Here is a 12,606-nt window from a genome sequence, read left to right as displayed (position 1 = left end):
ACATTACAATAGCCGGTCAGTCACTTTAAACTGAATGGTAAACTCTACGCCTTCGCCTTCTTTGCTTCTGCATTTAATGCTTCCGCCCAATGCATTCGTAATAATATTGTAAGTGATATTGAGCCCGAGTCCGGTGCCGCCGGTCCCCCGGCGCGTGGTAAAAAACGGGTCGAAGATTTTCGGTGCATTTTCCTCGCTGATCCCTTTCCCGTTATCTTTGTACACCAGCAAAAATTCGTGACTGTTCAGCTCACTGAGCGTCATGGCAATATGCCCGCTGTCACGCTCACTGAACCCATGATTTACCGAATTGACTATAAGATTGGTCAGTACCTGAGACAACAAACCCGGGTTAGTAATAACATTGAGATTATCAGGGCAATGAATATCCACCACGACACTGGCTTTTCGTAACACCGAGGCAAGACTGAACACCACTTCATCGAAGTATTGCTTAAGGTTCACCTCGCGGTCTTCCTCGCTGGTCTGGTCCACCGCAACTTGCTTGAAGCTTCTCACCAGATGAGCGGTTCTTACCAGATTCTTTTTCACGATATCAGCGATTTCATTGGCACTGTTAAGGAAGTCTTCGAAGTCGTTTTCTGTCAGGCTGCCTTTATCGTAACGCTGACGGATATCTGTGCACTCTTCCATCAATTGGGTTACCCCCGTCAGGCCAATCCCTACCGGCGTATTTATTTCGTGAGCCACCCCCGCCACCAGCGACCCTAAACTGGCCATTTTCTCAGACTCGATTAACTTATCCTGAGTTTGCTTCAAATCATTGATCATGGTTTCAAGGCTGGCATTGGAATCTTTCAGTGCCGCATTGCGCTCTACAATTTGTAATTCCAGTGCTTTCTTTTCAGATATATCCCTGGTGATGGCGTACAGCACATCATCTCCGCCAAGAGTAATTCGGGTGACAATAATTTCGCACCAGAATTCTGACCCGCAGGCTTTTTTGTGCACCCATTCGAACCGCACACTACCTTTATTAAACGCATTTTCGATGATCTCTACGGCAGCCTCTTCAGACGGCCGGCCATCCGGCTGATATTCGGGCGAAATATCCATGGGCGTCAGACCAATAATGTCTTCTTTTTTACTGAATCCCAGTTGATCGAGAAAGGCGCGGTTGCAATCCAGATAGTGCTCGCTGGTGAGCAGGCATAATCCGTCTACTGACTCATTGAATAGTGTTTCAAAGGCATCTTTCTGTGCAGCGATTTCCAGTTCAAGGTTTTTCTTTTCAGAAATATCCCGCCAGTTTGCGTGCACCACAACTTCGTCGTTCATCATCATTTTTGTGAAGATGACCTCCGCCCAAAATGGCTCCCCGTTGAATCTGGAGTGCAGCCATTCAAATCGTAAACTCCCCTCCTCCATACAACGCTCAATGAGCTTTGCGCCTTTCTCAGCCGACACCTGGCCGTCAGGCTGAAATTCAGGAGAAAAATCGAAAGGCGTCAGGCCGATGAACTGTTCTTTATCAGCGATGCCGACCAGATCCAGCATCGACTGATTACAATCGAAGAGTATACCTTCGCGGAAAATACCCAGACCATCTTTTGAGGCCCTGAAAACGGCCTCAAATCCGTTATCGTGCAAGCTGATGTCTTTCATTGAAAAATGTTCCGAAGCCGGATCGCTAAAAAAGAAAGCGGCCTGATTGCCGCCTCATACAAAAATTAGCAAAGATTGACCAGAGTGCCACCTGATATACAGGTGAAATAATGGACTATGCTTCCGGAATGCCGGTGCAATAATCCGATAAGCCTGATACATTCCCCTTATTCATTTTAAAAACAATGCTGATAATACTATGCTCAACTGGCAATGCCTGACTTTCGGTGAGCTCACAACCACCCAACTGTATGCCCTGGTTAAGGCACGAATAAATGTGTTTGTCGTAGAGCAAAAATGTCCCTATCCTGAATTGGATGATAAAGATACTCAGGCTGGTGTTCGTCATCTGCTTGGTTATGAGAACGGAGACGTTGTTGCCTATGCACGTTTGTTACCGCCCGGTCTCAGCTATCCGTCAGTCAGTATTGGCAGGGTGCTGACAACCAGCCAGTGTCGCGGTTCAGGTCAGGGATACACTCTGATCGAAAAGGCATTAGCGTACTGCGCTGAATACTGGCCTGAGCAGAATATTGAAATCGGCGCACAGGAACATCTGGCAGGTTTCTACGGAAAATTTGGCTTTACGCCAACATCCACTATGTATCTGGAAGACGGTATTCCCCATATTGATATGAAACTTACAAGACAAAAATAGCCACAGATGTGGCTATTTTTAATTTTAATAATGGCAGCGGGGCATTACACCACTTCGGCCATATTCCCTTTGCTTTCCAGCCAGGACTTTCTGTCGCCGGAGCGCTTTTTGGCCAGCAACATATCCATCATCTCTAACATTTCTGTGCTGTCATCAATGGTAAGCTGAACTAACCGGCGGGTATTAGGATCCATGGTGGTTTCACGTAACTGGATAGGGTTCATTTCACCCAAACCTTTGAAGCGTTGCACGTTCACTTTGCCCCGCTTCTTCTCAGCTTCAATACGGTCCAGAATGCCCTGTTTCTCGCTTTCATCCAGCGCATAAAACACTTCTTTGCCCACATCGATGCGGAACAGCGGCGGCATGGCAACATACACATGACCGGCATCTACCAGCGCACGGAAGTGACGGACGAACAAGGCACACAACAACGTGGCAATATGCAGTCCGTCGGAGTCAGCATCAGCCAGAATACAAATTTTCCCGTAACGCAAACCGGATAAATCCGAAGAATCCGGGTCAATACCCAGCGCAACGGAAATATCGTGAATTTCCTGTGAACCCAGTACCTGAGAAGACTCGACTTCCCAGCTGTTCAGAATTTTTCCCCGCAGCGGCATAATGGCCTGGAACTCACGATCCCGCGCTTGCTTGGCAGAACCACCCGCGGAATCCCCTTCCACCAGAAACAGTTCTGAACGGGTAATATCCTGGCCGGAACAATCTGTGAGCTTGCCGGGTAGTGCCGGGCCCTGTGTGACTTTCTTACGGGCTACTTTCTTGTTCTGGCGCAGACGGCGCTGGGCGTTGTTAATACACATTTCCGCCAGGGCTTCTGCCACGTCAGTATGCTGGTTCAGCCATAAGCTGAAAGCATCCTTAACCACGCCGGACACAAACGCTGATGCCTGACGGCTGGATAAACGTTCTTTTGTCTGACCGGCAAACTGAGGATCCTGCATCTTCGTCGACAGAATGTAAGCACAGCGGTCCCAGATATCATCAGGAGATAATTTAACACCGCGGGGCATCAGGTTACGGAATTCACAAAATTCCCGCATAGACTCCAGCAGGCCCTGACGAAGACCGTTAACATGGGTACCGCCCTGTGCAGTAGGAATAAGGTTTACGTAACTCTCGGTGACCAGTTCGCCACCTTCAGGCAGCCACATGACAGCCCAGTCCGCAGCTTCTGCATTGCCGGAGAAGTTTCCGATAAAAGGCGTGTCTGCCGGCAGCGTTTCAAACTCCTGCACCGCCTGATACAAATAGTCCCGCAAGCCGTCTTCAAAATACCACTCGGTGGTATCGCCGCTGACTTTATTGTCGAAGCGGATGCGCAGCCCGGGACAAAGCACCGCTTTAGCACGTAAGTTGTGCACTAAGCGGGAAACAGAGAATTTAGCAGAATCGAAATACTGAGGATCAGGCCAGAACCTTACACGGGTGCCGGTATTCCGGCGACCACAGGAGTCGATGACCCGTAACTCTTCCGCCTTTTCACCATTGGCAAAATCAATCTGATAGACGTTTGCGTCACGGCGGATAACTACCTCAACGCGGGTGGACAGAGCGTTAACAACAGAAATCCCTACCCCGTGCAAACCACCGGAAAAAGCATAGTTTTTATTGGAAAACTTACCGCCGGCATGAAGCTTGGTCATGATTAATTCCACACCGGACATTTTTTCTTCCGGGTGAATGTCTACCGGCATGCCCCGGCCATCGTCAATGACTTCCAGCGACTGATCTTCATGCAGGATCACTTTGATATTCGTCGCGTGTCCGGCCAGCGCCTCATCCACACTGTTATCGATAACTTCCTGACCGAGGTGATTGGGCCGCATCGTATCGGTATACATGCCCGGACGGCGTTTAACCGGGTCCAGACCATTGAGGACTTCTATCGCTTCGGAATTATATTGATTAGACATAGTGCTGCTTATTCCAGGACGCTGTTTATTATAGGCACGGGCGTGCCACAGTTTTAAACGATGTTAGCAGGCATCAGTTATGTGAGCAATTGCCCGTTTGCGTCCGGCGGGCATCTGACACAGGCTGTTCGGCTGACTTGCGGAAAAGCTGCAACACAGCCCCCTGCCGGATTTTAATCAAGAAAGCGGAAAATAGCCGGCAGGTGTTTTTCAAAACCGGTAAAACTGTGATCGCCGCCCTGCTCAATGATAAGGTCGCTGTCAGCGTACTTTTCTTCAGCCTGGCGGTAATCCAGGGTTTCATCACCGGTTTGCAGCAGTACCTTATAGTTTTCCGGTGCCGCTAAGCTGTCGCTGTCCATTGCCTTCAGTATCGCCATATCTTCCTGCACAATCTTAAAAGGCTCACCGGTATACGGGTTAACATGCTCGCCAACGTATTTAAGCAACAATTCGAATGGCTTTACCGCCGGATTGATCAATACCGCTTTGCCGCCGTACTGCTCCACCAGCCAGGTAGACAAATAGCCTCCTATTGAACTGCCTATGGCACGCAGACCCGCTTCTGTCAGTTGTGGATGGGCCTGAATATAGTCTGTCAGTTGCAGCCCCACCTGAGAAGGGTAATTCGACAGTTGCGGGATATGTAACGTGATATCCGGCCGGTGCTTTTCACACCAGGCAAGAGTTTGCTGCGCTTTTACTGATTTTGGTGAGCTTAGAAAGCCGTGCAGGTACAACACGTGAATCATTCAATTCTCCTGACTGAAGAGGTCCATTCGCCATCAGGCGACAACATAATTTCCCGGAATCCCGGGGGTAACGCAGCAGTGCCAAATTCAGGGTTTAGCTGCCATTGCCAACAGGTCGAGGGTACTGACAGCACGGAGATTCCGGCGGCTTCATAACATAATCCGGCATGCACATGACCATGTATTGCCAGAGCGATACCGGTAGCGGACTCAAGCCAGGCCAGCAGATCCTGAGGGTTTTCCAGGGCGTGTTTATCCATCCAGCTGCCGGTAGGCAAAACATGATGATGCAGTGCCAGTAAATGAAAACAATCAGCGGTACTGTTGATATCTGCACTCACCGCCTGCAATTCTGCCGGCAGAATTTGTCCCCGGGCGCCCTGAAAACGCGTATCGAGCCCGTGTACTTTCCAGTTATTGATGCACCAGGCGTTGCCGGCATGAAGAATGTGATCAGCGAATATAGCTTCAAAGTGAGCGTTACTGTCATGGTTTCCGGCTACGACCCGCCACTCACAGCCGGGCAGATACCGGTCCATCAGTGACAGAAAATGCCGGTAACTTTCTTTGCTGTTATCGCCGCTGACATCGCCAGTAATTATCACATTGTCCGGCGCTTCCCCGGCGGCACATTCAAGCACACGGTTCAATGACTGATAAGGATTTACACCGTATGCTGTCTGAGCAGGATCGGCGAACAGGTGACAATCGGAAAGTTGCAGCAGCCGCATTAAACCGGGGCCGATACCACAGGTTTATTTTTCAGACAAAACTGCAGCCATTCTGCCAGAAAGATATTAATCATCAGTTTCTCGTTGCGCTGGCGCATTTTGCTGTTGGGATAATCGTATGACGGGGCAAACGCGCCGGTGTTCTGGCTGGTGATGACTTCAGCCATTCTGGCATCGTGATACAACCTGACAGACATAGACGGTTTAAGATATTCCGGCGTGCCGGTACTGTTTTGAGAAACCGTCAGCGTGGTGGTGTAACGGGCAGCCTCATCAATGGTAATCTGATAAGTAAACTGTTCAGCCACAGAAAACCGGTAGACAAGCGATTCGGTATCACAGTCCGGCAGCAAACGCAGGAAACGGCTGTAGTTCAGTTCACACAGTGCCTGCATGCTGGGAAGATGTGGTACATATTTTCGCGTTGTCTGATTCAAACCTGACTCCAGTTTTTCAACAGTACTTCTTTATGCATGAAGAACCATTGTAGCGCAATTATGGTAGCAGCGTTGTCAATGCGGCCATTTTCCAGCCATTCAAGGGCGTCTTTTTCTGCCACACGGTGAACTCGGATATCTTCTGACTCATGATCAAGGCCATGAATACCGCTGGCGGTAGTGGCATCCGTGGTGGCCATAAAAATATGAATACGCTCCGTGGTGCCGCCCGGACTGGCGAGGTAACTGGTAGCTTTACTCAGTTGCCTGAGTACAATACCGGCTTCTTCTTCAGCTTCGCGGCAACACACATCCGCTTCGGTTTCACCTTCATCGATAATGCCGGCGATCACTTCAATTAACCAGGGATTATCACTGGTGGCCATTGCCCCTATCCGGATTTGCTCGATCAGTACGAATTCCTGCGTATCAGGATCGTAAGGCAGCACGGCAACGGCATGACCCCGTTCAAATATTTCACGGCGCACTGTATCGCTCCATCCTCCGGCAAACAGCTTGTGTTTGAAGTCATAACGCACCATTTTAAAAAAGCCCTGATACAGTGGCGTTTTTGCTTCAATCTTTATATCGTTTGAGTTAAACATCCCGATTTTTTTGCTCATTTACATTCACTCTCGCATGTAAAAGCCTTATGATACTGGTCAACTTGAAACCGGCTTTTAAATCACCATTTTGGTTTTCTGGTAAAAAGCCGTACTCAAGCTTACAGAGAAAAGCGGCGATAACATATTCTGTTACAGTTAAACACGCCCTGTTACCAGAACAGACTACCGGTTTACGGAGTGATTTCATACACTTCATAGCTTATGAGTCCAGTGGACCGTCAATAATTACAGGAAGGCACATTAATGAAACGAACACTCTTATCGTTGATGGTTGGATTAGGTATTACCGCAGGTGTTCCGGCAACGGCATTTGCAGACGACCTTTTGCAAGTATATCAGCAGTCACTGGCAAATGATCCGGTTGTAAATCAGGCCAAAGCGCAACGGGACGCTGCCTACTCAGGTATTACGATCAGCCGTGCCTCTTTGCTGCCACAAATTTCAGGAACCGTAGGTTATACCACGTCTTCTGCTGAACGTGCCCAGTTTTTAGGCGAAGGTATCACCATGATTGACTCCGACAATGATACCACCAGCTATGGCCTGAACCTTTCCATGTCATTATACGATCACGCTAACTGGGTAGGTCTGGACCGCGCGGAAAAAGTAGCAGAACAAAGCGACGCCACTCTGGCCTCTGCCATGCAGCAACTGATTGTACGGGTAACCACTGCGTATTTTGATGTGTTACGTGCGAAAGACAGCCTGGAATTTGTAAAAGCTCAGAAAAGTGCCATTGAACGTCAGCTTGAACAAACCAAGCAACGTTTTGAAGTGGGCTTAACGGCGATCACTGACGTTCACGAAGCGCAAGCTAACTACGACAATACCATTGCTCAGGAAATTCAGGCAGAAAATGCTGTCGAGCTGGCACTAGAAGCACTTCGTGTAATTTCCGGCAAGTACCACGACAGACTGTACGAACTGAACACAGAGAACTTCTCTGCAACCATGCCACAACCGGCCACCCCGGATGAATGGCTGGAAACCGCCGAAGAGAAGAACTTATCGTTGCTGGTTAACCGCCTGGCAATGGACATTGCGAAAGAAGACATTTCTTCTGCCCGTGCCGGCCACCTGCCAACACTGGATTTAACTGCATCTGCGGGTAAAGACAAAACTCACAGTACAACGACTGTAGGTAACGAAGTTATCGACAACACCACGCCTTACCTCGACAGCTACAGCGTTGGTGTGCAACTGAACGTACCTATCTTCCAGGGCCTGAGCGTATCGGGACAAACTGAGCAGGCGAAGTTTAACTACATTTCTGCCAGTCAGGATCTGGAACTGACCTATCGTCAGACTGTTCAGTCAGTACGCAGCTCGTTCAACGATGTGAAAGCATCGATGTCGACAATCCGCGCACTGGAACAGGCTGTGGTTTCTGCCCGCAGTGCACTTGAAGCCACTGAAGCCGGTTTCGATGTGGGTACCCGAACCATTGTTGACGTACTGGACAGCACGCAAAACCTGTTTGATGCCCGCCGTAACCTGGCTGGTGCCCGCTACGATTTCATTCAGGCGGTGGTTAATCTGAAACAGGCTGCCGGTACGCTGACAGCACAGGATATTGAAATGATTAACAAAGGTTTACGTCCGGCGGATACCGAAAACAGTTAATTGTGAAGAGAAAAGCAAAAGCCGTTTGCCTTAGCAGGCAAACGGCTTTTTCGTATGTGCATGAAATAAGATTACTGACCCGGGTCTGCTGAACGGGATTGCAACGCAGAAAGCATGGATAGCAAATCATGCAAGTCCTCTTTCAGCGAGGAAGCATGCTCTGAAGTGGGAATGAAATTCTCCAGTTTTTCACTGGTATCCAGCAATTTTCCTTGCAAGCCTGATAATGAGTCATCCATTATACATGCCTTCGATGATGTTAACGTTAATGACATTGTAGAAAAACCAACTGCATTTTTGAAACACTCTTGATTCTTAATATTTATACTTAAGTAGTAATTTTGCCAACATCATGAAAGCCACTGAACTCCAGAATCGCTTTGAACGGATCCGTTCTAATAAGACATTTGAGATTTTTGTCATCTCAGTCATCATCATCTCCGCCTTACTGGTAGGCGCCAAAACCTATGATATGCCAAGAGGTTTTGCCTCGGTCACCTTGATACTCGACTGGTTTATCAGTGCCTTTTTCCTGACGGAAATCACCATTCGCTTTCTGGGCGAGAAAAATAAAAAACAGTTCTTCAAAAGCTTCTGGAACTGGTTTGATACGTTGATTGTGATTGTCAGCCTTATCCCGGCTGAAAGCACCGATCTTGCTCTCGTAGGGCGGCTGGTCAGGGTGTTCAGGGTTTTAAGGATGATTTCCATTATACCGGAATTGCGGATTTTGCTGGTGTCACTGGTAAAAGCCTTGCCTCAGCTTGGCTATGTCATGCTGCTGATGTTTATCATCTTTTACATCTATGCCGCCGTTGGCAGCACCTTATTTGAGCAAATTAACAGTGAACTGTGGGGCGATATCACTATTTCTATGCTGACGCTGTTCAGGGTAATGACCTTTGAAGACTGGACGGATGTCATGTATGAAACCATGGCAGTGTACCCGCTCAGCTGGCTGTACTATCTCACTTTTATCTTCTTTACGGCGTTTGCGTTTCTCAATATGGTAATCGGTATTGTGGTAGGTGTCATGGAGCAGGAAAACGCTGCCGCCCGCCGTGAAGCCGCCGCTGAAAATAATGAGCCCACGCTGAATGATGTGATGGCCGAACTGAAATCACTCCGTGAGACAGTAAACAAGTTACAAAAATCACCGGACTGATCAGTTTAATCCATCACGGTGAAGCATAAAAAAATCCCCGCTGACGGCTCAGCGGGGATTTTTGTTTACCTTTGAATGCCGGGTAATCACAGACTGTAGCGAACGCGGATACGTTCCGCCCGCTTCTGCCCGTCGGTTGTCGTGAATTCCTGATTGCGCATTTTGCGACGTGCGACTTCCTTTTTGCCCATATCAAGCAACAGCTGAACGTAGTTCAGATATACAATATCGGCAACAGGCTGATCATTGACCACCGACTCATACAGAGACAGTGATTCCTCATACTTGTCCTGCTGAACGAGGATCTGCGCCAGTGTATCAACTGAATCCGCATTTTTAGGCTGCAGGCCAACGGCTTTACGGGCCAGCTCCATGGCCTTATTCAGTTCACCATCTTCGTAGTACAGGTAAGCCAGGTTATTCAGTACCACAAAGTTCTCCGGCATTTGCTCTAAAATACCGGCGTACACAGATTTCGCCCCTTCTTTATCGGAGCCGATCAACCGCTCGGCCTTTAACATGGCAATGCGGATATCAGCCGGATGTGCCTCAAGATGACTGTCTACAAACGGGTTCACCTTTGGTGCCTGACCAGACGTTTCGTATGCTGCAACCACCAGTAACGCATTCTGGCTGTTCGGATTGGCGTCATATGCCGTCATGGCATCTTTCACAGCATCGGCGCTCTTACCTTCCAAAATAGCAACACGGGCGTAAATACTGCGCACAAAGGGCAACGCTTTAACGTTTTCAGGCATATCATCCAGAATCGCCTTTGCAGGCTTGGGTTGGCGGGTCATAGCCAGAAAATGGGCTTTAAGTAATTTGACCTGACTGTCAGGTTGTTTCGCCAGAAATGAATTAGTGAGATTCAGCCCCTGCTGATATTGTTGCTGTGCATCTAACAGTAACAACATTCCCAGCACAGCAGTTTTGTCCTGAGGATAGAGTTTCAGCCACGCATCGTAATGTGCCGCAGCGCCTTTCACGTCGTTCTGACGGATAAGCGTCTGACCTTTGAGGTTCCAGTATAACTTAGGCGTCTTGACCGTAGCCTGTACCGGCGCCAGCAAACTCATCACTCTGTCATCTTCGTTATTGGCAAAGGCGGTACGGCCCGCTAATAAACGTAAATTCAGATCATCCGGCGTTTTCTGAAGCTGATCATAGACACCTTGTGCAACGGTGGCGGCATCAGCTTCATTAGTCTGTACAGCGACGGTGTATAACACATCTCTTGCCTGCACATTACCCGGTTCTTTTTTGAGAATATCATTTAACACCGCCACTGCTGCCGGCACGTCGCTTTCAGACAGAAGCAATCTGGCCTGTACCAGATCGATTTCAGTGGTACCGGGATTAAGCGCTTTGGCTTTTTCAATTTCAGCCAGGGCTCCCTCTTTGTCACCCTGCTTAAATGCAATTTCCGCCAAGAATAAGTGTGGCGTGTGGTTGTCCGGTTCTTTTTCAGCCCATTCCAGCGATGCGGCTTTCGCTTTATCGAGTTTGTTTGTGGTCATATAAGCCGTGATCAACGTACGTTGCGTCACTACAGACTCCGGCGCCATTTTGGCGGCAGCTTCCAGATTCACTAACCCGTCGATATCATTAACCGATAATTGCAGCACACCAAGTCTGGCAAGGTCTTCTGCGGTTTCACTCATGGTGCCGGATTTTTCAATCATGGCTTTGGCGTCTACCACGTTGCCCTGACGCAACAACTGATAACCGGCTTTTGAAAACAGTGATGCACCGGCTTCACCGTCAACTTCCACCCGGTTCAGGATCTGTGATGCGTCTTCTCCCTGCCCCATCTGCAACAAGCTGTCGGCCAGCATGCGTAACGCAGGATGATCGGCAGGTAAAGCAGGCGCCACTTCAGAAAGGTACTCATTGGCTGCAGCAAAATCCTGCATCTGATAGGCCACATAGCCGCCCAGTAATCTGATCGCCGGATTGTTATTGCCATTACGCATGGCAGTTTCAAGGAAACTCATGGCCTTTTCATAGTTGCCGGCATTGGCTTCGATGATACCTTTATACTGGTTCAGTAACGGATGCTGGGGGTTATTGTTCAGCAGTTCCGTGACCATCGGGTCGGCATCTTCAGTTTTTCCAGCTTCGATTAGCAGTGTGATGTAAGCAAATGTACTGGTTACATCAGTAGGGTTACCTTCTACGTAGTCTCCGAAGGCATCCATGGCAAGCGCTTTATCACCTGTCGCCAGCGCCAGTTTGCCTAACTGTTGCAACACATCTTTGTTTTGCGGTGCCTGCTCACGCAGGGCTTTTAATGATGAGAGCGCACCTTCTGCATTCTCATTGATAATATCGCGGTAAGTTAACGCCAGCCCCTTATACACCGAACTGGTATCGAGGGTTTCTAACTGATCAATCAGCGCCAGCGCATCTTCATTTTTGCCCAGTTGCGCCATGGCCTGCATTTTGTAGAAGCCAACTTCTGCAGATTCGACAGCCGTCATGCCTTCCATTTGAAAATCAACACCGGCCAGCGCATTTTCAGCCCCGGTTTTCTGGTAGGCCACAGAGAGATAAGGAATCACTTCCGAGGCAGACTGCCCCAGATCCAGTGCACGGTTAAGCTCTTTTTCAGCGCCGTCAAAGTCACCGGTTTGCAGATAATATTTACCCAGTTCGAAACGGGGTTCAGGTGCTTTAGGATTACTCTTTATCGCGTTTTTAAACTCGATAATGGCTGCATCACTGTTATTCGCATTGGCGAACTGTTTCGCAGCTTCGAGGTGTTCTTCTGTGGATTTTTTGCCGCAGCCGGTGAGACCCGCAGATAAACATGCAGCAATCGCCAGAGGCACTATTATCCGTTTTCCTGTTTTGTTATAATTCATCCTTTGTACCTTTACTTTCTTGTTTGGTATTCCACTCCTATCTGGAATATAATACCTCTTTAGTAAAACAGCCCGCGCCACCTCAAGATACATGATTCACAGAAGATACATGATTCAGGGGTACTCCGGGTAATCGTGCCGGCGTGTGCCGTGCCCACCTCTTTCATATAATCATTCAGGATCA

The 12,606-nt window shown here is 48.7% G+C and carries 11 protein-coding genes; 3 read left to right on the top strand and 8 right to left on the bottom strand.

The genetic code is table 11. The features are described 5' to 3' along the window. Nucleotides 1–3 precede the first annotated feature (3 nt). Complete coding sequence (locus tag ACXAG2_RS06095) at nt 4–1,626, bottom strand: PAS domain-containing sensor histidine kinase (RefSeq protein WP_474865183.1); 1,623 nt, start codon at nt 1,624–1,626, stop codon at nt 4–6. Nucleotides 1,627–1,825: 199 nt separating this feature from the next. On the opposite strand from ACXAG2_RS06095, the gene ACXAG2_RS06090 reads away from it, so the two are divergent. Beyond that, nucleotides 1,826–2,284, top strand: coding sequence for a GNAT family N-acetyltransferase (locus ACXAG2_RS06090; RefSeq protein WP_474865181.1), 459 nt, complete (start codon nt 1,826–1,828; stop codon nt 2,282–2,284). A gap of 44 nt (nt 2,285–2,328) precedes the next feature. On the opposite strand, the gene parE is transcribed toward ACXAG2_RS06090, so the two are convergent. From parE to nudF, 5 genes are all read right to left on the bottom strand, one after another. Continuing rightward, nucleotides 2,329–4,221, bottom strand: coding sequence for a DNA topoisomerase IV subunit B (gene parE / locus ACXAG2_RS06085; RefSeq protein ID WP_119500030.1), 1,893 nt, complete (start codon nt 4,219–4,221; stop codon nt 2,329–2,331). Between the two features lie 173 nt (nt 4,222–4,394). Next, a complete protein-coding gene (locus tag ACXAG2_RS06080; protein ID WP_474865179.1) occupies nt 4,395–4,973 on the bottom strand; it encodes a YqiA/YcfP family alpha/beta fold hydrolase in 579 nt (192 codons plus the stop codon). Then, on the bottom strand, nt 4,970–5,704 hold the full coding sequence (locus ACXAG2_RS06075; protein WP_474865177.1) for a metallophosphoesterase family protein: 735 nt from the start codon (nt 5,702–5,704) through the stop codon (nt 4,970–4,972). The genes ACXAG2_RS06080 and ACXAG2_RS06075 overlap by 4 nt, the downstream gene beginning before the upstream one ends. Beyond that, the gene (locus tag ACXAG2_RS06070) at nt 5,704–6,099 is read right to left on the bottom strand and encodes a DUF1249 domain-containing protein (protein WP_119500027.1); all 396 of its coding nucleotides are present in this window, start codon (nt 6,097–6,099) and stop codon (nt 5,704–5,706) included. Before ACXAG2_RS06070 ends, ACXAG2_RS06075 begins: the two co-directional genes overlap by 1 nt. 38 nt (nt 6,100–6,137) lie before the next feature. Further along, complete coding sequence (gene nudF / locus ACXAG2_RS06065) at nt 6,138–6,764, bottom strand: ADP-ribose diphosphatase (protein WP_474845146.1); 627 nt, start codon at nt 6,762–6,764, stop codon at nt 6,138–6,140. A 246-nt stretch (nt 6,765–7,010) separates the two neighbouring features. Here nudF and tolC point away from each other — a divergent pair, with 246 nt between their 5' ends. Then, entirely contained in the window at nt 7,011–8,390 is a 1,380-nt protein-coding gene (gene tolC / locus ACXAG2_RS06060) for an outer membrane channel protein TolC (RefSeq protein ID WP_474865175.1), read from the top strand. 71 nt (nt 8,391–8,461) lie between these two features. Here tolC and ACXAG2_RS06055 read toward each other — a convergent pair whose 3' ends face one another. Further along, nucleotides 8,462–8,629, bottom strand: a complete 168-nt coding sequence (locus ACXAG2_RS06055) for a hypothetical protein (protein ID WP_474865173.1) — start codon at nt 8,627–8,629, stop codon at nt 8,462–8,464. Between the two features lie 113 nt (nt 8,630–8,742). On the opposite strand from ACXAG2_RS06055, the gene ACXAG2_RS06050 reads away from it, so the two are divergent. Further along, the gene (locus ACXAG2_RS06050) at nt 8,743–9,555 is read left to right on the top strand and encodes an ion transporter (RefSeq protein ID WP_303573822.1); all 813 of its coding nucleotides are present in this window, start codon (nt 8,743–8,745) and stop codon (nt 9,553–9,555) included. A gap of 86 nt (nt 9,556–9,641) precedes the next feature. On the opposite strand, the gene prsT is transcribed toward ACXAG2_RS06050, so the two are convergent. Beyond that, nucleotides 9,642–12,422 (bottom strand): XrtA/PEP-CTERM system TPR-repeat protein PrsT, encoded by a 2,781-nt coding sequence (gene prsT / locus ACXAG2_RS06045; protein ID WP_474865171.1) that lies wholly within the window; start codon nt 12,420–12,422, stop codon nt 9,642–9,644. Nucleotides 12,423–12,606: the final 184 nt, after the last annotated feature.

It is taken from the genome of Alteromonas sp. ABH4_456, assembly GCF_056160645.1.
This window is presented reverse-complemented; position numbering and strand designations above follow the sequence as displayed.

Excerpts from the sequence above, each read along its gene's own strand:
- ACXAG2_RS06095 (WP_474865183.1), bottom strand. The coding sequence starts at position 1,626 with ATGAAAGACATCAGCTTGCACGATAACGGATTTGAGGCCGTTTTCAGG.
- ACXAG2_RS06090 (WP_474865181.1), top strand. The coding sequence starts at position 1,826 with ATGCTCAACTGGCAATGCCTGACTTTCGGTGAGCTCACAACCACCCAA.
- parE (WP_119500030.1), bottom strand. The coding sequence starts at position 4,221 with ATGTCTAATCAATATAATTCCGAAGCGATAGAAGTCCTCAATGGTCTG.
- ACXAG2_RS06080 (WP_474865179.1), bottom strand. The coding sequence starts at position 4,973 with ATGATTCACGTGTTGTACCTGCACGGCTTTCTAAGCTCACCAAAATCA.
- ACXAG2_RS06075 (WP_474865177.1), bottom strand. The coding sequence starts at position 5,704 with ATGCGGCTGCTGCAACTTTCCGATTGTCACCTGTTCGCCGATCCTGCT.
- ACXAG2_RS06070 (WP_119500027.1), bottom strand. The coding sequence starts at position 6,099 with ATGCAGGCACTGTGTGAACTGAACTACAGCCGTTTCCTGCGTTTGCTG.
- nudF (WP_474845146.1), bottom strand. The coding sequence starts at position 6,764 with ATGAGCAAAAAAATCGGGATGTTTAACTCAAACGATATAAAGATTGAA.
- tolC (WP_474865175.1), top strand. The coding sequence starts at position 7,011 with ATGAAACGAACACTCTTATCGTTGATGGTTGGATTAGGTATTACCGCA.
- ACXAG2_RS06055 (WP_474865173.1), bottom strand. The coding sequence starts at position 8,629 with ATGGATGACTCATTATCAGGCTTGCAAGGAAAATTGCTGGATACCAGT.
- ACXAG2_RS06050 (WP_303573822.1), top strand. The coding sequence starts at position 8,743 with ATGAAAGCCACTGAACTCCAGAATCGCTTTGAACGGATCCGTTCTAAT.
- prsT (WP_474865171.1), bottom strand. The coding sequence starts at position 12,422 with ATGAATTATAACAAAACAGGAAAACGGATAATAGTGCCTCTGGCGATT.